The sequence below is a fragment of the Ruegeria sp. AD91A genome (assembly GCF_003443535.1).
GTDB lineage: Bacteria > Pseudomonadota > Alphaproteobacteria > Rhodobacterales > Rhodobacteraceae > Ruegeria.
Window position 1 is genome coordinate 1,498,613 of sequence record NZ_CP031946.1, and the last position, 21,070, is coordinate 1,519,682.

The window sequence follows — 21,070 nt, forward strand, 5'->3', positions numbered from 1 at the left end:
ACCCTATCGCCATTGCGCGAACAGGCAGATACAACCGCCGCAACCTAACCAGAAAGGACCGGCGAAATGCGCGTCTATTACGATCGCGATTGCGACATCAACCTGATCAAAGACAAGAAAGTGGCCATCCTCGGCTATGGCTCGCAAGGTCACGCTCACGCGCTGAACCTGCGCGACTCCGGTGCAAAGAACCTGGTCGTCGCCCTGCGCGAAGGATCGCCTTCGGCCAAAAAAGCCGAAGCCGAAGGTTTGCAAGTCATGGGCATCGCCGAAGCGGCGGCCTGGTGCGACGTCATCATGTTCACCATGCCCGACGAGCTACAGGCCGAGACCTACAAAAAATACGTCCACGACAACATCAAGCCCGGTGCGGCCATCGCGTTTGCGCACGGCCTGAATGTTCACTTCGGCCTGATCGAGCCGAAAGAAGGCGTCGACGTCATCATGATGGCCCCCAAGGGCCCCGGCCATACAGTGCGCGGCGAATACACCAAGGGCGGCGGCGTTCCCTGCCTGGTCGCGGTTCACAACGACGCAACCGGCAAGGCGCTGGAAATCGGCTTGTCCTACTGCTCGGCCATTGGTGGCGGCCGCTCGGGCATCATCGAAACCAACTTCCGTGAAGAGTGTGAGACCGACCTGTTCGGCGAACAGGCTGTTCTGTGCGGCGGTCTGGTCGAACTGATCCGTTGCGGGTTTGAGACTTTGGTCGAAGCCGGTTACGCCCCTGAAATGGCCTATTTCGAGTGTCTGCACGAAGTGAAACTGATCGTCGATCTGATCTACGAAGGCGGCATCGCCAACATGGATTATTCGATCTCGAACACCGCAGAGTACGGCCAGTACGTCACCGGGCCGCGTATCCTGAAATACGACGAAACCAAAGCGCGTATGAAAGAGGTCCTGAACGACATCCAGCAGGGTAAATTCGTTCGTGACTTCATGCTGGAAAACGCCGTTGGCCAGCCGACCATCAAAGCGGCGCGCCGTGCCAATGACGAGCATCAGATCGAAGAAACCGGCGCCAAGCTGCGCGGCATGATGCCGTGGATCTCGGCCGGCAAAATGGTCGACAAAGAAAAGAACTAAGCCTGACCTTAGTCAGCATCAGGGCGGCCACAGCGGTCGCCCTTTTTCGTTTGCACAAAAAAGTGGCGCGGCACATAAACGCCCGATCAGACTAATCTATTTCGCGAACTTGCGCTGCCCGACAGGACAAACCAATGGTGCAACAGCCGACAAAACAGGACTGGAGCGGCGTCTTTACGCTGGGCCTGATCTGGGGCGCAACGTTCATGGTCGTTGCGATGGCGCTGGAAGGCTATGGGCCGATCACGGTCGCCACGTCCAGAACCACCCTGGGTGCCGTAACGCTTCTGTTGCTGATGTGGGTAACCGGGCGCAAAATGCCTGTTCTGACGCCTGCCCTTGGGAGTTCGATACTTCTGATTGGTGTTCTATCCACAGCCGTACCCTTCATGCTGCTCAGCTGGGGGCAACAATTCGTACCATCCGCCTTTGCTGGGTTGTCCATGGCCGCCATTCCACTGATGGTATTGCCGCTTGCGCATTTCTTTTCTGACGAGCCGCTTAATCTACGTCGCTTGCTGGGCGTGTGTCTGGGCTTCTCGGGAGCTTTGGTATTGATCGGCCCCGGTCTGGCACAGCTTGGCCAGGGAGCCGAACCTCTGGCCCAATTGGCCTGTATCACTGCCGCATTGTGCTATGCGTCTTCGTCGATTTTGACCCGTCGCTGTCCGCCTGTCGACCCGTTGGCGCTTGCTGCGCTGACCCTGCTGGTTGGGGCTGCGTTGTTGGTGCCAATCATGCTGATGACCGAAGGCTTGCCCAGATGGCAAGGCACGCGCCCCACACTTGCTCTGATCGTGCTGGGCTTGGTGCCGACGGCATTCGCCAACCTGCTGCGCGTGTCCATTACCCGCAGCGCAGGTTCTGTGTTTCTGACACTGGTGAACTATCAGGTGCCCATCTGGTCAATGGTATTCGGCGCGTGGGTTCTGTCCGAGGCCCTGCCCCTGCGCTTTTTCATCGCCCTTGCGTTGATCCTGACAGGCATGGCCATCAGTCAATGGTTCAGCCTGCGCAAGGTTCTGTTCGGGCACTAGCTTGTGGCGGCCTCGACCTCGGCGACGATGCTGTCAACGACTTGTGTCAGCAACCCATCGTCTTCGCATTCAGCCATCACGCGGATCAACGGTTCGGTCCCGGATTTGCGGATCAACAACCGGCCCTGCCCATTCAACCGTGCCTCGGCATCGGCTATGGCCGCCTGTACACTTTGCACCTCCAACGGGGTTTGATCGCTGGAATAACGTACATTCTTCAGCAACTGCGGCACGGTTTCGAACTGTTTGGACAGATCCGACGCCTTGCGCCCCGACAGAACCATTTCCGCCAGGAAATGCAGGCCTGCCATCAAGCCGTCACCGGTGGTGGCATAATCGCTCATCACGATATGGCCGGACTGTTCCCCGCCAAGGTTGAACCCACCTTCACGCATCCGTTCGACCACGTAGCGATCGCCGACAGCCGTTCGCTCCAGACGCAAACCCTGCGCTGTCAGGTGGCGTTCCAGACCCAGGTTGGACATGACAGTCGCGACCAGGGCATCGCCCTTCAACTGGCCCGATTTCTTCCACGCCGTCGCCAGCAAAGCCATAAGCTGATCGCCGTCAGCCACCTGACCGGTTTCATCGACCACAACCACCCTGTCCGCGTCGCCATCCAGACAAATGCCCACGTCGGCACCATGCGCGACAACGGTTTCAGCGGCCAGATGTGGCTTGGTCGATCCGCAGTTGAGGTTGATGTTCTTGCCGTTGGGCGCAATTCCCACGGGAATCACATCTGCACCCAGCTCCCACAGAACTTCCGGCGCGGTGCGGTGGGCTGCGCCGTTTGCACAATCGATCACCACTTTCAAACCATCCAGGCTCACGTTCCGCGGCAACGACGATTTCACACGCTCGCCATAGCGAAAACGTGCATCGTCAACCCGGCGCGCCCGACCGATATTCTGCGCCTGGGCTGGCCTGACACCATCGTCGATCAGCCTTTCGATTTCGACCTCGGCCTGATCGGACAGTTTGTAGCCGTCCGGGCCAAAGAACTTGATCCCGTTGTCTTCGGCAGGGTTATGGCTGGCCGAAATCATGACGCCCAAATCGGCTCGCATGGACCGGGTCATGAGACCAACGGCGGGGGTCGGAACGGGTCCCAGCAGCAACACATTCATTCCTGTGGACGTCAGTCCGGCCGTCAGCGCGTTTTCCAACATATAGCCGGACAGACGTGTATCCTTACCGATGACAACCCGGTGCACACCTGTCGCGTCGCGTCGAAAGTACCGTCCGACCGCTGCCCCGATGCGCAGCGCCATCTCTGCCGTCATCGGATGCGTGTTGGCGGTGCCCCGCACCCCGTCGGTTCCGAACAGCTTGCGCATAAGTGTCACTCCGTGATTTGTCGTGCGACCGGATTACCGGACAGCAGCCCATAGGCGCAAGGCCTGAGAGGTCTCGGCCACGTCATGGACGCGAATGATCTGCACGCCCTGAGACAATCCTGCCAGAGCAACTGCAATTGATCCCGGTGCGCGGGCAGTCTTGCGAGGTTCATTTCCGATGGACCCAATGAAGCCCTTGCGCGACACGCCCAGTAGGATCGGGCAGCCCAACCCGTGGAACAGGCTGAGATTGCGCAGAAGGGTCAAATTGTGATCCTCTGTCTTCCCAAACCCGATCCCGGGATCCACGACGATCAGATCGCGGCTCAGGCCCAAGCCTTCCAGCATCGCAATCTGACTTTCGAGAAAGTCGTAAACATCCAGCAGAACATTGTCGTATTGGGGATCGTACTGCATCGTCGCCGGATCACCTTGCATGTGCATGACACAGACAGGCGCACCTTGCGTGGCACAGAACGGTGCCAATTCCGGATCGAAGGTGAAGCCCGAGACATCGTTGACCAACCCCGCCCCGGCGTCACAGGCGGCCTTGGCGACGTCGGCCTTGCGTGTATCGATGGAAATCAAAGCGCCTGTTTCTGACCGGATCGCTTCGATCAACGGGCGGGTTCGTGCAATCTCTTCCTCCACCGGAACAAAATCAGCACCCGGGCGGGTGGATTCTCCACCGATATCCAGAATTGTTGCCCCATGCGCCACCATCTCGCCTGCAGCCGCACGGGCCGCGTTCGCCGAGCTGTGAACACCGCCATCCGAGAAACTGTCCGGCGTGGCATTCAGAATCCCCATGATATGAGGCACGTGCATGTCGAGACCTGCGACGTCAGCCCGCGGTCGGCTCAAACGGCAAAGGTGATCCGACGGAACGTCCGAGGCCGCGACGATTTCGGGTTCAGACCCGCGCCGCAGGGCCTCGACATGGGTGAACCAGAGCGGTTGGCCGGCCAGCGGCACAGCGTCTGTGGGACGAGTCGCTCCATGCTGGACCAGTGGTCTGAAATAGGCGCTCACAGCTGGGCCTGATCCACCGCAATAGCGCGCAATGGCGTTTTGGGTTCCGTCGGCAAAGCGCCGCCGATCACCATCATTTCGCTCGCCTCAAAGGTCGCGGCAAACCATGCAGCCAACGCTACGGCATCCGACGGGGCAGCGGACGGGCCGTCAACGGCGTCCAATACGATCTTGGATGGCGCCCAAACGCAGATTTGGCCGTTCTTCATCGCCCAATCCAATTCGGTCCGCGTCGAGACCACCACACAGCGATGATCTCGTGCCGCCAGAACCCACGCATTCTGTTCGATGGCCAATAGGTCAATCCGGCGCTGCGTCATCGCATGTCCCGTTTGTGGAGCGGCCAGTTCCGACGCCCCGACACACAGGATCAGTGGACGCCGACGGTTCTCCAACTGATCAATCCAACCCGTCAGACTATCCGAGGCAATGGCGTCATTCGACAGGAACACAAGGCGGGGGTGCGGGCGTTCTTCTTCGGCCACTTCGTGGTGGACCGAGTCTTTTCCGCGCACGATCTCAACCCCCAATGCGCCCGGACCCCGATCCAGTTTTTCGATGCGAACAAAGACCCTTACAGCCTGAGGCTCAAGCAGTATTCGTTCCGCAACACGCTCTGCCAATGTCTCAAGCAGATTCAGGCGCTCGGCCGCCAGCTCATAGGCGATGGATTCCGTTACCCTGTCATAAGACAGGATGCGATCCACATCATCATCAATCGGGTCTGTCAGAGGCCGGACTTCGACCACGATGTTGAAACAGATCCGCTGGGTTGTTCCCCGCTCGGCCTGGAAGGCACCGATTTCGACTTCGACAATATGGTCGCGCAACGAGATACGATCCAACGGCCCCCGGGGGGACGTCGCCTCGGACCGTTCGGACGGGTGTGCGAATGCCAGACGGATTTCAGAACTCATGGGTCAGGCCTTTTCGGGCTCGTTTCAAAGTTCGCCTACTATAGGCGTTGCGAGGGCCTATAGCATTCAAACAAGCGCCATTCCAACCGCCGAATGCGTCGTCAGAAGACCCGAAACCAGCTCATCATCCCGGACGCGGCGTGCCCCAGCATATGGCAATGCAGCAACCAGTTCCCCGGATTGTCCGCGATCAATGCGATTTGGCGAGCCTGTCCTCGCCCGACCAGAATAGTGTCGCGCCAGGGACCAAGAGAACCATCACCAAGGATCAGTCGGAAGTGATGTCCGTGCAGATGCATCGCATGCGGAAAGGCGGATTCATTCACAAACTCAATCCTGTGCAAACTACCGACAGCAGCATCCAGAAACGGCTCTTCGGGGCGCTCGGCGTAACCATTCAGCGCCCAGAACTTGCCCAACTGCGCCAACTCGCGGCCCGACAATTCAGCTTCGCCCAGCCGGGCACTTTCCAGCCAGCGCATTGCACCACCTTGCAGACGCATCTGGTGCGTTTGTGCTTCTTGAAAATTTCCGATCTCAGGCAAGGGATTAGACGGCAATGCTGACACACCCTGCCTGTGCGCCTTCGCAGCACTACCACTGACTTCGAACCGCGCCAGACCAAAGGATCCATCCCTTTCGACACTGACCAAGCTTACCGTATCTCCTTCGGCGGTGACATCGACAATCAGATCCGCGCGCTGCGCCGGCGCCAGCGGGAAAGAGCCGGATAGTTCTAGTGGCTTTTCCAAAGGCATTCCATCCAACGCGACGATCCACCCCACAAGACCATCCAGATCCAGATCCAGTATCCGGGCATTGGACGCGTTGACCAGTCGCAGTCGCAGCCGCTCGTTTCTTCGCACCGCATAAACAGGATCGAATGATCCGTTGACGGTAAGGATGTTCCCAAGCCGACCTGCATGGCTCAGATCATGGCCATTGTCGAAATCATCCATTATCTGTGCGGTCTCAGGGTTCAACCGCCAATCATCCAACATCAGCACCAGATCCTGATCGACATCCAGTGCAGTGGCCTCTGCAACGATCAGCGGCCCGTAAAGCCCGCGGGCCACCTGTTCCATCGACCGGTTATGCGCGTGGTACCAATAGGTGCCCGCGTCGGGAACGACGAAGTCATAGTCAAAAGAACTGCCCGGTACGACGGCATCCTGAGTCAAACCGGGCACACCGTCCATGGCGTTGTCTATGCGGATCCCGTGCCAGTGGACCGATGTTGCTTGCGGAAGGTCATTCACCAGTTTGCGCTGAACGCGTGCGCCCTGATCGACCCTTATGGCCGTTCCGGGGACTGTGTCACCGTAACTCCAGACTGTTGTGTCAGGAAACCCTTGAGGTGCAACGCGTTGGCGGGTCACATGCGCCTTGAGCGGCGGATAACCGGCCCGGGCCGCGACCGGCAGAATTGTGGCTGCGACGGCTGTTTTCAGAATGTGTCGTCGGGTGAAAAGCATTACGGGCCTCCTGAGCCCGTAATATAGACTGCAACCCGCATCGCGCCATCAAGCTTCCAGCGCGGGTGCGTCAATCAGTTGCTCGCTGTCCGATAGTTGTGGCGGTAGAAAATATGCACACCAATCCGCGCAGTCTGCTTATAGACACGCGACCAAGATGGACGGACCGCTGTCGTGTGGTAGTGCGTCGCCCCTTCGGTCAGCTCTTTGCCAACACCATCAATAGCTGCACGAGCGACTTTGGATACGCGCTCATAGGCCTTCTTCTCATGAATGACTTCTTTGCGGCCGTCGCAAGTGTACGTGAACTGGCACTGGTATTTCTTACCGGTCCCCTGGCGGATTACACCACACAATGAACTCGGAAAGCGGCTGCTCTTGACCCGGTTCAGAATAACCTCGGCCACTGCAAACTGACCGCGCACGCTTTCGCCACGGGCTTCGAAGTACAACGCCTCGGACAGGCACTTCCAGTTTTCGTCACCGGTCGCCTTGGGCCGTTGGTCAAGCCAGTCCTTGGAGTATTTTATTTCAACAGGTTTAGCCGCCTTACGGGGCTGGAACAGTTTGAAATAGTCACGAAAGCTTTGCGCCGGCAATTCGCTGCGGGCGACAAGTTCTTTCTTTGCAGTATCAATCGCTTCCCTCTCGGCGAAGGACGCACTCGGCAGCACGGTTGCCGCCATTGTGGCAACAGCCATTATGTAACGTAGCATCAGATAACCTCGCACAGGCACTTCACGCGCCATACCCTCCCCCGGCGGGCGCGACGAGGCATCTAACGCAATCTAGCGAAAAGGTCCAGTCTTTCAAAAAATGCAAGTGGAATCTTGCCCGTAGCGAAGATAATTTTCGCCTACGAGTGTCCAGATAACCCACTAATCCTTGGGTTTTCAGGCCCTGTCAACCCCCAAGTCTGGAGGAAATTGCCAGTTGAGCGGCAGCCAGCCGAGCGACCGGAACCCGGAACGGAGAGCATGACACATAGTCGAACCCCAGATCGCGACAGATGGCGATTGATTCGGGGTTTCCGCCGTGTTCTCCGCAAACAGACAGGGTCACATCCGGTTTCGCAGCTCGTCCCCGCTCAGCTCCAAGCTTAAGCAGTTCCCCTACCCCATCCGGATCAAGAACGTGGAACGGATCTTCCCGAAACACTCCCTGCCGAACATACGCCGACATAAAGCGCCCAGCGTCGTCGCGGGACAGACCATAGGTCATCTGCGTCAGGTCATTTGTTCCGAAACTCATGAACGCGGTCTGCGGGGCAATCTCTTCTGCGCGCAGACAGGCGCGCGGGGTTTCGACCATCACACCCAGCCGATATTCAAACTCCTGCCCTCGTTCCGACGCTACCGCCGCCGCCACCGTATCAATGCGGGACTTGACCAGTTCGACCTCTCGTTTAGCGGATACCAGCGGTATCATCACTTCGGGCACGACGGGGGCACCATTCTTTCTGGCATCCAGCGTGGCTTCAAAGATCGCGCGCGCTTGCATGTCATAGATTTCAGGCACGGTCACACCCAGACGAACACCGCGCAGGCCCAGCATCGGATTGTATTCGGTCATCGCATCAACCCGACGCTCGACATCGGAAACCGGCAAATCCAGCGCCTCGGCCAATTCCCGTTGACCGCTGCGCGTGGTTGGCAGGAACTCGTGCAATGGAGGGTCGAACAGGCGAATGCAGACGGGCTGCCCTTCCATGATTCTGAACAGCTGAACAAAGTCCTCCCGCTGCATCGGAAGCAAACGTTCCAGCACAGCCGCCCTGCCCGACGACGTTTGTGCAAAAATCATCTCGCGCATCACGATCAGGCGGCCGGGCTCAAAGAACATATGCTCTGTCCGGCACAAGCCGATCCCTTGCGCCTGAAAATTGCGCGCCGTTTGCGCATCGGCCGGTGTGTCGGCATTGGCGCGGATGTCAATATCACGCTCGGCATCGGCCCACGCCATCAATGTCTGAAAACAATCATCCAGCGCGGCTTCAAGCATGGCAGGCTGCCCCGCCAGCACCTGTCCAGAGCTGCCATCGATGGTCAGAACATCGCCAGTTTTGAAGACACGACCATCGGGCGCAGTCAGCATCTTCTGTTTTGTCTGGAACCGGATGTCAGAAGCGCCAACGATACAGGGCAGGCCAAGCCCACGACCAATCACGGCGGCATGGCTGGTCATCCCGCCTTTTTCAGTCAGAACCGCAACGGCAGCATGCATCCCGCGCACATCCTCGGGCGAGGTTTCGCGGCGAACCAAGACACAGGCCTCCCCGCGCGCGGCACTGGCCTGCGCTTCTGCAGATGTAAACACGATCTTTCCCGTTGAAGCGCCCGGGCTGGCACCGATGGCCGTCGTCAGCACATCACGCCGCGCTTCCGGATGGACCTGCCGGTGCAATAGTTCATTCAACGCGTGGGGGTCGACACGCATCACCGCCTCCTGCGGCGGTATGATCCCGTCTTCAGCCAGACGAACGGCAATTCGCATCGCCGCGCGCGAAGTTCTCTGAACCCGGACGCCATCCAGAATATGCACTTTGCCGTTTTGAATGACGAACTCGACCTGCATTTCTTCGCGCAGTTTTTTGCGCATCAACGCGGCTTGTTCCTTCAACTCGGCAAACGCTTTGGGTGCGACTTCTTCAAGCGACGGTCCACGCGGGTCTTTTTCAAGAAATAGTGCTGCCACATCTTCGCCCAGCGCATCCCGGCCCTGGCTCTGGCTCAGGTAACGCCCTGTGATCTGCGGCATTCCGGTGGTGGAGTCGACCAGTTGAAGCACACCTGACCCGCACTCACCTTGTCCGACCCCTGGGATCATCTCTTGAATGACAAGCCCAAGACCAGCATCTGCGGGGGCGCCTTTGGCCTGCCGCAACAGCCGTGCGGATGTCCCGTCCCATGCGCGGGCCATCGAGCGCAAAACCCCGATCAACTGCTCACCGCGGTCCTGCGGGAAGGCTTCGTCCGTTTCATCTTCGTATGCGCGCAAGGAATGGCGCAGACCTTCGCTGCCATCCATGTCGATGTCATCGAACACGTCCGCGTCTAGCCGCGCCACGTGGATCGCATAGCTTTGAACAAACCTGCGATACAGCGCTGCGGCGGCCTCTGCCCCCATGGTATCGGACAGGTCCACGTAGCGTGCATCATTCATACCAATATTCAGAACCGCACCGGGCCCACCCCAGTCGGGATCTTCGGAACTTGGTCGGACGCACAGCAATGTCGCCGGATCGAATTGCTCAAGGATCGCGTCAAGGTTCGGAACATCGCCTTCCGCAATCTGGTGGACTGCATCAAACGACAACGCGACGGTCCGGGGCACCGGCAGGTCCAGTCGAACCAGTCGTTGCAGACATTTGGCCCGCCCGCCATGCGTATGAGCCGTGACCGGAGCATCGGGTGTAATGAGCGTGGTATGCGGATTATTCTGCACTGCAGCACCTTTTGATTTGCGTGCAGCATAAGCGCTTGCGCCCTTCGTGCAAGGGCGTTGTGGGCACGCATCGCTGCGTACCCGAGGTTTTAGCCTTCGATCCGCGACAGATCGGCCACGCTGGAACAAACCTGCCGAATCTGACTGAGCAGGTTTAGCCGGTTGCGGCGGACAACGTCATTGTCGGTGTTGACCTGAACGTCCTCAAAAAACCCATCCACAGGTCCGCGCAGCGCAGCCATGGCGGCCACAGCGGCTGGGAAGTCTTCGGACTTCAGAGCCACATCGATCTGCGACTGAGCCCTATCCAAAGCCGCAAAAACCGCCTTCTCGCTGTCGGTCTCGGCGAATTTCACATCTGCTCCGTAGGAGTATTCCACTCCGTCCTTTTCCTCGGCCTGGGTCAGGATGTTGTTGGCACGTTTGAACCCCTGCACGAGGTTTTCCCCATCCTCGGTCGCGATCACGGCATTCAGCGCGCGCGCTCGTTTGACCAGCAGATTGAGGTCGTCATTGCCATCCTTCGCGATACAGGCGTCGATGATGTCGTGGCGGATGCCCTCATCTCGGAGGAAGACCTTGAGCCGGTCGTGGAAGAAGGACAAAAGGTCATCGGACGTATCGGGAACCTTTTTCTCTAATCTCAGGAAGTCGCCGTTCGGCATCTTAGCCAGCTTTTCCTTGACCGCCTGGAAAGCCGCACCAAAGACGCCATGGTCCGCGATTTCACCCAACAACGCATTGATATCATCGGTCGCCAGCGCATCATTCGCGGCACTTTCTGCGCGCACCAGTTGGCTGTCAAAATATCGATCCAGCTTCAGACGCAGGTTGTTATTCAACACCAGGCGAATAATACCCAACGCCGCTCGACGCAGCGCGAACGGGTCTTTCGACCCGGTAGGTTTCTCATCAATCGCCCAGAACCCGGTCAGCGTATCCAGCTTGTCCGCCAGTGCCACGGTCACCGACAGCGGTGCGGTTGGCACGTCATCCGATGGGCCCAGCGGTGAATAGTGTTCCTGCGCCACAGCAGCCACGGCAGCGTCTTCGCCTGCCGCTTCGACATAGTAACGCCCCATGAGCCCCTGAAGTTCGGGGAATTCATAGACCATCTCGGAACTCAGATCGGCCTTGGCCAGACGCGCGGCTTTCTCGGCCTGATCCGGGTCGGCACCCGTCACCGGCGCGAGTTCACGAGCCAGCGCCGCGATGCGATCAATCCGTTGGGCCTGGGTGCCCAGCTTGTTGTGGAAGGTCACATTCTCCAGCGCACGGGTCCATTGGGTGATGTCCGACTTGGCAATGCGCAGGTCGTTCTCCCAGAAGAACTTGGCATCGGCCAGACGTGCCGACAGCACCTTTTGGTTCCCCGCCAGTATGGTCGCGCCATTGTCAGCGGTTTCGCGGTTGGCGACGGTGATGAACCGTTCGATCCGACCTGTCTTGGGGTTGCGCACCGAGAAGAATTTCTGGTGCTCTTTCATCGAGGTCTGCAACACTTCGGGCGGAAGTTCCAGAAACTCGTCATCGATCTGGCCCATCAAAACCACGGGCCATTCGACCAGACCGGCCACTTCTGCCAACAGTCCCTTGTCTTCTACAATTTCCAGACCGGCGGCAAAAGCCATGTTCTGCGCATCATTCCAGATGTGCTCGGCGCGTTCATCCGGTGACAGAATCACGAATGCGCGTTTCAGCTTGGCGGCATAGTCCTCGAAAGACGTAACCGGGAACCGGTTGGGGGCCATGAAACGATGACCGGCTGTGGTGTCACCGGAACGGATGCCATCGACCTCCATCGGAACGACCTGCGCCCCGGCGTCATCGGTCAGGATGCACAGAATGGAATGCAACGGACGGACCCACCGCAGACTGCCACTGCCCCAACGCATGGATTTGGGCCATGGGAAATTGCGAATGGTGGCCTCCAGCACTTCGGCAATGATCTCGGCGGCCGGACGACCCGCCTTCTCGATGGTGGCGAAATAAACGGTGCCCTTGGGCGTCTCGCGCTCTTCCAGTTGGTCGCGGGTCATGCCCGCGCCCCGCAGGAAACCCTCAATCGCTTTGTCCGGCGCGCCGACCTTGGGTCCTTTGCGCTCTTCCCGGATTGTCGGGCTTTGCGCCAGCAGACCTTCCACCGCCAATGTCAGACGGCGGGGTGTCGTCAGGGTGGCAGCGCTTGAATAAGTCAAGCCAGCCTCGACCAGACCATCAGCAATCCGCTTTTTCAGATCCTCACCTGCTCGCGCTTGCATCCGCGCAGGAATCTCTTCGGAAAACAGTTCGATCAGCAAGTCGGGCATTGTCGGTCCTTAGAAATTTACGATCGTCTGAATGACGATGGCATTTGCGATATCCACAAAGAAGGCGGATACAAGGGGCAGCACGATAAAGGCAATAGGCGAAGGCCCATATCGCTTGGTTACCGCGGTCATATTTGCAATCGCCGTGGGTGTGGCGCCCAAGGCAAATCCCCCGAAGCCCGCTGCCAGCACCGCCCCCCGATAGTTCGAGCCCATCAAGGGAAACAGAACCCAAATCACGAAAACGACCGTGAACAGAGTTTGCGCCGACATGATCACGGCAATTGCCATGCCCAATTCCGCGATGGTCCACAACTGCAGGCTCATCAATGACATTGCCAGAAAAGCACCAAGAGCGAATTCAGACAGCAATGCCAGTGACGGTGTACGCGCAACCGGCGGCGCCGACGGAGCGATGGCCGCTCGGACATTGGAGATCACGATGCCCATGATCAGACAGGGCACAAACAGCGGCAGTTTCAGCCCCGCTGCCGAAATCGCCTCGCCCAGCGCATAGCCCAGAATAATCGCAAGGTTCAGATGCAGCAGCACGCGCATAATGGTCATGTGGTCAATATCGGTGGCCACGGTCGTTTCTTCCGGCAGTCCGACCGTATGTTCTTCGTCAGGGCGGTCCGGCGACAGGCCTCGTGTTTCCACCAGAAGACGGGCGATGGGGCCACCCACCAGCGCTGCAAGCACCAGACCAAGCGTTGCCACAGCAACGCCAAGTTCGGTTGCACCGTCCAGACCCGTTGCGCCGGCCACTTCGGGTGCCCATGCGATTGCGGTTCCGTGTCCACCAATCAATGCGGCCGAACCGAACAGAACGCCAGCTTGCACCGGATAGCCAAACAAGGAAGCCCCCGCCGCGCCTATAACGTTCTGCGCAACGATCGTAACAAGCGTCAAAATCAGCAGGATCACCAGAGGCTTACCACCGGCAATCAAGTCAGAAAGCCGCGCGTTCAATCCGATTCCGGCAAAGAACAGAACCAGCAGAGCGTCCCTGGTCTGCAACTCGAATGACAGCTCAACATTGGCAACGAGATAGAGAAGCAAGACCACGAGCGAGGCCAAAAGGCCGCCTGTGACCGGTTCAGGAATGTTGAACTGTCTTAGAACCGCGACTTTGCTGTTAATCCGGGCACCTAACAAATACACCGCAAATCCCAGAGTTGCAGTAATGAAGTCCGGGATCAAAACGGCGTCGGCCATGGTTTTCCTCAGTTATCAGGCTGTTTTGGGCACTCCTCACCCACTACCGTACCGTCATAGGCTTTTTCACCGCAATTGTTCAACGCGTGCCAGACATACCCCTTGCCGTCCTTGGCAACCGCCACAATTCGGTCGACGCCGAAATGGATGTTTTTCACACCCAAGAACGCCTGAGCCTGACCTGATTTCAGCGCATCGCCTAGCGACACGGCGTCGTAACAGTCAAACCAACCCGGCGCGGTCAATGGTTCGGGGTTTTCGACAGGAATAAATCCGGCCATCTGATCCGGTTTTAGATCCGTTTCAAAACAGCCGCGGTAGCGGATCGGAGAACTGTCTGCGTCGATCGCCTGAAACTCTGAATAGGGGATCGGGACCGGCGTATCGCCTTCTTCCGTCATCAGGACCACGTCCTGACCGGGTTGCGCTTCGACCTCATAGTAGAAACCGTAGATCTGCAAATAATACATTCCGGCCCCGGCGACCAGGGCCGACAGCAACAGGACAATTGACAGCAGTTTTCCCGTCATCTCTTAAACCGCCTCTTTCAAGTTCTTGTAAAATAGGACAGGTTTCATCCGGGTACAGGCATTAATGAGGTCAACACCATGGATTCCACGCTTGCTGTCGGTTTTTTCGGCGCATTGTTTGCGATCATGAACCCGGTTACCAACCTGCCGGTGTTTCTGAGCGTCACTCAGGACCTGCCTGCCGCCGACCAGCGCAAGATTGCGGTGAAGACGGTGATCTATTGCCTGATCCTTGGTGGTGCCTTTGCGCTGGTTGGAAGTCAAGCACTTGGCCTTTTTGGCATCAGCGTCAATCACCTGCGCGTCGCCGGAGGCCTGGTCGTCATGATGATCGGCCTCAACATGCTGAACGGAAACGAAAGCACCTCTCACCACGGAACGAAGGGAGAGAAGGAGGCTTACCCCGAACCAGACACTGTGGCCTTTTACCCGCTGGCCTTTCCTATCCTGGTGGGCCCCGGCACGATAACCACCCTGATCCTGTATGCACATCAGGTCAAAACTCCGGTCGAAGCCTTTGTTTATGCAGGAGTATTCCTCACCATAGTTGGCCTGCTTCTGATCACGTTCTGGAACGCCGCGTGGCTGGCTGAACGATTGTCCAGCAACGCGCGCGTGATCATGAGCCGCTTCATGGGCATGATCCTTGCCGCCATTGCCGTCAGCATGATCGCAGACGGACTCAAAGCACTTTTGCCCGGACTGGCCTGATTGCCTCATCAGGCCTGAAACCCGGCGGCCTCGGTCTGCACGAATGCATCCGCACATTGTTTGGCCAGCGCCCGAACTCGCCCGATATAGGCCTGCCGTTCTGTCACTGAGATTACCCCGCGCGCGTCCAGCAGGTTGAAGATGTGACTCGCCTTGATGCATTGATCATAGGCGGGATGCGCCATGATGATGCGTTTGCCAGTCTTGGGGTCCACATCCTCCTGCGCCAGAATGGCGGCGCACTCGACTTCGGCCTCTTCGAAGTGGCGCAGCAGGACCTCGGTGTTCGCGACATCGAAGTTCCAGCGGGCGTATTCCTCTTCGGTCTGCTTGAAGATATCGCCGTATGTTAAAGGGCTGGGCGACTGGGGATCGTTGAACGGCATGTCCATCACGTGATCAATGCCCAGAACATACATGGCCAGACGCTCAAGCCCATAGGTCAGTTCGCCTGACACCGGTGCGCAGTCATGCCCGCCGACCTGTTGAAAATAGGTGAACTGGCTTACTTCCATTCCGTCACACCAGACTTCCCAGCCCAGGCCCCACGCGCCGAGTGTTGGGCTTTCCCAGTCATCTTCGACGAACCGGATGTCATGCAGATCCATATCGATACCGATGGCTTGCAGGCTCCCCAGATACAGTTCCTGCAGATCCGGTGGGCTGGGTTTGATCAGCACCTGATACTGATAGTAGTGCTGCAACCGGTTCGGGTTCTCACCGTAACGCCCATCCGTCGGGCGGCGCGACGGTTGAACGTAAGCCGCGGCCCAAGCCTTGGATCCCAGCGCGCGCAGGGTCGTCGCGGGATGGAACGTTCCGGCCCCAACCTCCATGTCATAGGGCTGCAGAATCGCACAGCCTTTTGACGCCCAATAGGTCTGAAGCCGCAGGATGATCTCCTGAAATGAACGCGGTGCGCTGGTCGGTTCGGTCATGACATTCCCTCTGGGCGCCTTTACGCCCGGTTCCGGTCGGTTTTGCCCTACCTATGCAAGGGGCCAAGGGGCGTCAACGGGGCTTGGGGCCAAGCCTGTATCTGCAGGGCCACACAGCAAATTCCCCGCATTCATGGCATGGCGTTTCGCAAGTGAATTCGCGTATTCTGTGCCAAAGCACGAACACTGCATAAAACGGGCAGACTATGACACGCGTATTTTCAATAATCCTATTGTTTCTTCTGGTCGGCCTGCGCGCCGCAACCGCGCAACAAGATCCCGGCGTCTGGGTCCAGATCGAGGCTCAGCCCTCGCTGAGCAAAGCACAAGAGCGGGCACAGGCCTATGCCGGCGCGTTACCGGACGTGAACGGATTTCGTCTGAACAGCGGCTGGTATGCAATCGTGATCGGCCCTTATGCACGCACTGACGCCGAACAGGTATTGCGCGTTTATCAGACCGAGGGCCAGATCCCGCGCGACAGCTACATCGCATTTTCCAGTGCGATGGGACAACAGTTCTGGCCCGTCGGAGCAAATGTACTGAACCGTGGCACCGTCGCGGCACCAATTGAACCGGCAGCGCAACTGGAAGAAGCCCCGGCCGTGGTCACGCCTCAGAATTCGGATGAAAACCGCGCACAGGCGCTGCAGTCCGAACGTCTGCTGACCGCGCAGGAACGCAAAGATCTGCAAACGGCTCTGCGCGCGGCCGGGTTTTACAACTCGACCATTGATGGTGCGTTCGGGCAAGGCACCCGCCGCTCGATGAGCGATTGGCAGCGCTATAACGGGTTTGATGCAACGGGGGTGCTGACCACTTTGCAGCGCAAGGCCCTGATGGATGAATACAACGCGCCGCTGATCTCTGTCGGAATGGAGCGGTATTCCGACGACAAGGCCGGGATTGTGCTCGACATGCCTCTGGGCGCTCTGAGCCTTGATCGTTATGAAGCCCCGTTCGCACATTTCAAAAGCATCTCTGACCTGAACGCCAAGGCGCTCCTGATCAGCCAGGAGGGAGACAAGAACACGCTCCGCGCCCTTTACGAGGTGATGCAATCGCTTGAGATCGTTCCGCTGAATGGCTCTCGTGAACTGGGCCGCGACCGGTTTACCCTTGAAGGACGCGGCAACGGCATAGTGTCCTTTACGCAAGCGCAATTGGCGGATGGAAAAATCAAGGGTTTCACCCTTGTCTGGCCCGAAGGAGACGAGGCACGTCGCCTGCGAGTTCTGTCAGCGATGAGGTCCAGCTTCAGCACAACGGATGCGGTTCTGGATGCCGCCGCCGGTGCATCCGCAGAACAGCGCATTGATCTGGTGTCGGGCCTTCAGGTCCGCAAGCCCCGACTGACGCGCTCTGGTTTCTTCGCGGATGAGAATGGGACAGTACTGACGGTTTCTGAGGCCGCAGACAGGTGCACGCGGATCACGCTGGATGGTGATCAGGAGGTTCAACTGGCCCTGACAGACCCTGAACTTGGCGTTTCAGTCCTGCGTCCTGCAAAGACACTCGCCCCCATGAGCGTCGCCGCATTCAGTGCCGCCATTCCGCGCATCAAGTCGGAGGTGGCCGTGTCCGGCTATTCCTATGAGGGCGCATTGGGCGGCCCTTCTCTGACCTTCGGGCAGGTCGCTGACGTTCGTGGGCTGAAAGGTGAGGCGGGCGTCAAGCGTCTGGCGTTGAACGCCCAACCCGGCGATGCGGGCGGCCCCGTCTTCAATGACAGCGGCAACGTCGTCGGAATGCTGTTGCCCACACCGTCCGAAGGGCGCACCCTGCCCGCTTCGGTCAGCCTTGCGGCCACCGTTGATCGGTTGACCGAAATTCTGGCAGAGGCCGGAGTGGCCGGTCAGTCGAGCGAGGAAACCACACGGATCTCGCCCAATGAGTTGAACCGGCGCGCAACCGGGATGACGGTTCTGGTTCGCTGCTGGGATTGATCCGACAGCACATCATCAAAAAAGCGCCGCATGAAAGTGCGGCGCTTTTTCGTTACAGAATGTCAGGTGTCACATGGATCAAGGTTGGCACAGGCGCGTCGAATGCGGCTCGGACTGCACTTTGCATCTCTGCCACATTCGAAGGTGCTGAAGAGCGCGCACCGAAGGCTTGGGCGAGTTTGCAGAAATCAGGATTGTGGGCCATGACCGCAGTGGGGGCGATCTGACTGCGCACCATACTGTCCTCGATTTCTTTCAGTTTGCCGTTGTCCCATAGAATGATCGGCAGCGACAAACCCAGTTCAACCGCCACGCCCAGTTCCTGCATCGTGTAATGGAACCCGTAATCCCCGGCGATAACGGCCGTGGGTTTGCGGCGTCGGGCAACCGCCCCGCCAATACCGGCGGGCAACCCATAGCCAAGAGTGCCAAACCCCGTCGGATGATGCCAGTGATGAGGATAGGCCATGTCCCATACCTCTTTTGCTACGTAAGCAAATTGCGTCATGTCCGAATAGATCATGGTGTCGGCCGGCATGGCCGCACGCAGGGCATCTGCAATCGGCACGATTCCCGGCCGCTCGGCATCCACCTCAGCACGCCAGCGGGCGCGCATGTCGGCCACTTCCTCGGCTGACCAGCCCGTTGCTGGTTTCATGTCCTGGGTTGCGTGCCACAGGGCGCGGGCAAAGCTCTGGCTGTCGACTTGCAGCTTGATGGCGGCGCGGCGGCTATCAGACAGAACCTCGGGGTCAAGATCAACGCGTATCAAGGTCGCCTTGTGCCCCAACTCATGCCGCCACAAATCGACCTCGCCCAGCTCGGCCCCTACCGCGATCACCAGATCAGCCGATGCTATCACCTCGGCACTGCCGGGACGCGGCAACATGGATCCGAAATCCAGCGGATAATTTGCGCCCGACAGCCCACGTCCGGCATAGGTGGTAAAGCACGCCGCCCCCAGCTGCGTCAGAATCTGCCGCCATTCATTGGATTTGCAGCCCCCACCCAGAATGAACAGCGGCCTGCGGGCCAGGTTCAACATGGACACAACCGATGACACGTCAGGCGGCAACGCTTTGGTGCGCAGCGCGGGCTGGTTGGGGAACGGCGCCGGGTCGGCCTCGGCCTCCAACTGTGCGATGGGCACCTGAATGTGCTTGGGTCGCGGGCGCAAAAGCTCGAATTCTTCAAACGCCCGTTCTATCAGCCCATAGGCAGCTTCGGCGGAATCGGCCTGTAGAGACCAATCCGCAACCGTACCGGCGGCGGCACGTTGATCTTTCATCTGGTGCAACTGGCCCCGGACGGCCTGTGTTTCATCCAGACAGGAGGACAGAATCAGCATCGGAACCGAGTCGCTGTAGGCCTGTCCAATCGGGGTCATGATGTTGCACAAACCGGGTCCGGTGATCACATAGGCGACGCCGGGCTGGCCGGTCGCACGCGCGTAACCGTCAGCCATGAAACCAGCCCCCTGCTCGTGCCGGGCCAGAACATGCGTGATTCCGGCCTCTTCGATACCGCGATACATTTCCTGATTGTGGACACCGGGAATGCCGAAAATCACATCCACACCACGATCCTTGAGCATATGCGAGATTTGCGCGCCAAGGGGTCTTTTCATCAGCCTCTCCAGAATTGAACGGTGAAGATCGCGTATACGGCCAAAAGCTCGAGCCGCCCGACCAGCATTCCGGTTGTCAGCAGCCATTTGGCCGTATCGTTAAGACCTGCAAAATTACCCGCAGGTCCGATCTGATCGCCAAGACCCGGGCCAACGTTGGCCAGCGCTGTCGCGGCCCCGGACACGGAAGTAATGAAGTCCAGACCTGTCAGTGCCAACGCCCAGGACAACACGCCCATCGACAGAACGAAGAACATGAAAAAACTCATCACCGAGGTCAGAACGTCCCGTCCGACCGGCCTTCCATCATAGAGCGGCATGAACACGCCATGAGGGGACCTGATCCGTTTGATCTGGCTTTTGATCGAGGCAAACAGCAACTGATACCGGAAAACCTTGATCGAACACGCCGTCGACCCCGCGCATCCACCGATCAATCCGATCAGGAAAAACAACATGATCGGAAAGCTGCCCCACCCCATGTAATCGACACTGGCATATCCTGTCCCCGAGATGATCGAGGTGATATTGAACAACGACTCGCGGAACGCCTGTTCCCAGTGATGGGGAAAGACCGAGGTCAGAAAGACTGACATGATGACAACCAGAACCAGAATGGTCGCCAGAAATGCCCGTATTTGACTGTCTTTCCATAAGGACGCCGTATGACCATTGGCCAATTGGACATAGCGCACAAAGGGAAGAGCCGCCAAAATCATGAAGACGGATGCAGCATATTCGGCCGGGCCTGAAAATGTTCCAAACGAGGCATCATAGTTCGAAAAACCGCCGGTAGACATCGTCGTGAATGCGTGCACCAACGCGTCAAAAAAACTCATCCCTAACCCGGCATAGACCAGCACGCATACAAGAGTCAGAAAGACGTAGATCAGGGAAATCTGTCCCGCAATCTCTTGCGCGCGTGGCAGGATTTTTCCCATGGTTTCAAATCCTTCCGATCGGAAGATTTGCATGCCACCAACCCGCAATTCCGGCAGGAACACCATGGCGACAACGATGATACCGATACCCCCCAGCCATTGCAGGATACCCCGCCACAACAAAAGCCCCTGCGGCAGCGTGTCCAACCCTGATATCACGGTCGAACCTGTGGTCGTCAGTCCTGACATCGCCTCGAAATACGCATCGACAAAGCGCAGCTCGGTTTCACCGAACAGAAACGGAATTGCACCGAAGACGGGCAGCGCAACCCAGACCCCTGTTGTCAACAGAAAGGTCTGCCGAATGGTCAACCCCTCGCCCACGCCATTCGAACAACTCATCGCCAGAACGGATCCGGTCAGCATCGTGATGATCGCGCTTTCCAGGAAGACATTCCATTCGCCGCGATCCTCGATGATGTCCGCAAGCATAGGAAACAGCATGGTCGCCCCAAGAATGGCGACCAGCAAGCCAATCACATATCCGACCGGGCGAAGATCCATCATAACGCGCAG

General features: G+C 58.4%; 16 protein-coding genes. 4 read left to right on the forward strand and 12 right to left on the reverse strand.

Features of this window, described 5'->3' with window-relative positions; all coding sequences use genetic code 11:
- Window positions 1-66: 66 nt before the first annotated feature.
- Together ilvC and D1823_RS07510 are read left to right on the forward strand one after the other, a co-directional pair.
- On the forward strand, window positions 67-1,089 hold the full coding sequence (ilvC, locus tag D1823_RS07505) for a ketol-acid reductoisomerase (RefSeq protein WP_117869327.1): 1,023 nt from the start codon (window positions 67-69) through the stop codon (window positions 1,087-1,089).
- A gap of 134 nt (window positions 1,090-1,223) precedes the next feature.
- Window positions 1,224-2,126, forward strand: a complete 903-nt coding sequence (locus D1823_RS07510) for a DMT family transporter (protein ID WP_117869328.1) — start codon at window positions 1,224-1,226, stop codon at window positions 2,124-2,126.
- Here the strand turns inward: D1823_RS07510 and glmM are convergent.
- From glmM to D1823_RS07555, 9 genes are all read right to left on the reverse strand, one after another.
- The gene (gene glmM, locus D1823_RS07515) at window positions 2,123-3,466 is read right to left on the reverse strand and encodes a phosphoglucosamine mutase (protein WP_117869329.1); all 1,344 of its coding nucleotides are present in this window, start codon (window positions 3,464-3,466) and stop codon (window positions 2,123-2,125) included. The two genes, D1823_RS07510 and glmM, sit on opposite strands and share 4 nt — an antisense overlap.
- A 33-nt stretch (window positions 3,467-3,499) precedes the next feature.
- Entirely contained in the window at window positions 3,500-4,498 is a 999-nt protein-coding gene (gene folP / locus D1823_RS07520) for a dihydropteroate synthase (protein WP_117869330.1), read from the reverse strand.
- Window positions 4,495-5,415: a dihydroneopterin aldolase gene (locus D1823_RS07525; RefSeq protein WP_117869331.1), complete on the reverse strand. Its 921-nt coding sequence runs from the start codon at window positions 5,413-5,415 to the stop codon at window positions 4,495-4,497. The genes folP and D1823_RS07525 overlap by 4 nt, the downstream gene beginning before the upstream one ends.
- Window positions 5,416-5,516: 101 nt before the next feature.
- Window positions 5,517-6,890 (reverse strand): multicopper oxidase family protein, encoded by a 1,374-nt coding sequence (locus D1823_RS07530; RefSeq protein WP_117869332.1) that lies wholly within the window; start codon window positions 6,888-6,890, stop codon window positions 5,517-5,519.
- Between the two features lie 74 nt (window positions 6,891-6,964).
- Window positions 6,965-7,639: a cell wall hydrolase gene (locus D1823_RS07535; RefSeq protein WP_254683812.1), complete on the reverse strand. Its 675-nt coding sequence runs from the start codon at window positions 7,637-7,639 to the stop codon at window positions 6,965-6,967.
- A gap of 154 nt (window positions 7,640-7,793) precedes the next feature.
- A complete protein-coding gene (locus D1823_RS07540) occupies window positions 7,794-10,334 on the reverse strand; it encodes a putative PEP-binding protein (protein WP_117869333.1) in 2,541 nt (846 codons plus the stop codon).
- A gap of 89 nt (window positions 10,335-10,423) precedes the next feature.
- Window positions 10,424-12,643: a glycine--tRNA ligase subunit beta gene (glyS, locus tag D1823_RS07545; protein WP_117869334.1), complete on the reverse strand. Its 2,220-nt coding sequence runs from the start codon at window positions 12,641-12,643 to the stop codon at window positions 10,424-10,426.
- 9 nt (window positions 12,644-12,652) lie between these two features.
- The gene (gene gltS / locus D1823_RS07550; protein WP_117869335.1) at window positions 12,653-13,861 is read right to left on the reverse strand and encodes a sodium/glutamate symporter; all 1,209 of its coding nucleotides are present in this window, start codon (window positions 13,859-13,861) and stop codon (window positions 12,653-12,655) included.
- Window positions 13,862-13,869: 8 nt separating this feature from the next.
- Complete coding sequence (locus D1823_RS07555; RefSeq protein WP_117869336.1) at window positions 13,870-14,391, reverse strand: DUF6446 family protein; 522 nt, start codon at window positions 14,389-14,391, stop codon at window positions 13,870-13,872.
- A gap of 78 nt (window positions 14,392-14,469) precedes the next feature.
- Between D1823_RS07555 and D1823_RS07560 the strand changes: the two genes are divergently transcribed.
- Window positions 14,470-15,102 carry a MarC family protein gene (locus D1823_RS07560; protein ID WP_117869337.1) on the forward strand — a complete coding sequence of 211 codons (633 nt, stop codon included), beginning with the start codon at window positions 14,470-14,472 and terminating at the stop codon, window positions 15,100-15,102.
- 8 nt (window positions 15,103-15,110) lie between these two features.
- On the opposite strand, the gene D1823_RS07565 is transcribed toward D1823_RS07560, so the two are convergent.
- Window positions 15,111-16,040, reverse strand: a complete 930-nt coding sequence (locus D1823_RS07565; RefSeq protein ID WP_117869338.1) for a glycine--tRNA ligase subunit alpha — start codon at window positions 16,038-16,040, stop codon at window positions 15,111-15,113.
- A 206-nt stretch (window positions 16,041-16,246) separates the two neighbouring features.
- Here D1823_RS07565 and D1823_RS07570 point away from each other — a divergent pair, with 206 nt between their 5' ends.
- The gene (locus tag D1823_RS07570) at window positions 16,247-17,986 is read left to right on the forward strand and encodes a serine protease (RefSeq protein WP_117869339.1); all 1,740 of its coding nucleotides are present in this window, start codon (window positions 16,247-16,249) and stop codon (window positions 17,984-17,986) included.
- A 52-nt stretch (window positions 17,987-18,038) separates the two neighbouring features.
- Here D1823_RS07570 and D1823_RS07575 read toward each other — a convergent pair whose 3' ends face one another.
- Both D1823_RS07575 and D1823_RS07580 read right to left on the reverse strand, forming a co-directional pair.
- On the reverse strand, window positions 18,039-19,613 hold the full coding sequence (locus tag D1823_RS07575) for a 5-guanidino-2-oxopentanoate decarboxylase (protein WP_117869340.1): 1,575 nt from the start codon (window positions 19,611-19,613) through the stop codon (window positions 18,039-18,041).
- Window positions 19,613-21,061: a TrkH family potassium uptake protein gene (locus D1823_RS07580; RefSeq protein WP_117869341.1), complete on the reverse strand. Its 1,449-nt coding sequence runs from the start codon at window positions 21,059-21,061 to the stop codon at window positions 19,613-19,615. The genes D1823_RS07575 and D1823_RS07580 overlap by 1 nt, the downstream gene beginning before the upstream one ends.
- Window positions 21,062-21,070 lie beyond the last annotated feature (9 nt).

Coding starts and splice junctions, on each gene's coding strand:
- D1823_RS07575 (WP_117869340.1), bottom strand. CDS start 19,613: ATGAAAAGACCCCTTGGCGCGCAAATCTCGCATATGCTCAAGGATCGT.
- D1823_RS07565 (WP_117869338.1), bottom strand. CDS start 16,040: ATGACCGAACCGACCAGCGCACCGCGTTCATTTCAGGAGATCATCCTG.
- D1823_RS07525 (WP_117869331.1), bottom strand. CDS start 5,415: ATGAGTTCTGAAATCCGTCTGGCATTCGCACACCCGTCCGAACGGTCC.
- D1823_RS07580 (WP_117869341.1), bottom strand. CDS start 21,061: ATGATGGATCTTCGCCCGGTCGGATATGTGATTGGCTTGCTGGTCGCC.
- glmM (WP_117869329.1), bottom strand. CDS start 3,466: ATGCGCAAGCTGTTCGGAACCGACGGGGTGCGGGGCACCGCCAACACG.
- D1823_RS07555 (WP_117869336.1), bottom strand. CDS start 14,391: ATGACGGGAAAACTGCTGTCAATTGTCCTGTTGCTGTCGGCCCTGGTC.
- ilvC (WP_117869327.1), top strand. CDS start 67: ATGCGCGTCTATTACGATCGCGATTGCGACATCAACCTGATCAAAGAC.
- D1823_RS07530 (WP_117869332.1), bottom strand. CDS start 6,890: ATGCTTTTCACCCGACGACACATTCTGAAAACAGCCGTCGCAGCCACA.
- D1823_RS07570 (WP_117869339.1), top strand. CDS start 16,247: ATGACACGCGTATTTTCAATAATCCTATTGTTTCTTCTGGTCGGCCTG.
- D1823_RS07510 (WP_117869328.1), top strand. CDS start 1,224: ATGGTGCAACAGCCGACAAAACAGGACTGGAGCGGCGTCTTTACGCTG.
- D1823_RS07535 (WP_254683812.1), bottom strand. CDS start 7,639: ATGGCGCGTGAAGTGCCTGTGCGAGGTTATCTGATGCTACGTTACATA.
- D1823_RS07560 (WP_117869337.1), top strand. CDS start 14,470: ATGGATTCCACGCTTGCTGTCGGTTTTTTCGGCGCATTGTTTGCGATC.
- gltS (WP_117869335.1), bottom strand. CDS start 13,861: ATGGCCGACGCCGTTTTGATCCCGGACTTCATTACTGCAACTCTGGGA.
- glyS (WP_117869334.1), bottom strand. CDS start 12,643: ATGCCCGACTTGCTGATCGAACTGTTTTCCGAAGAGATTCCTGCGCGG.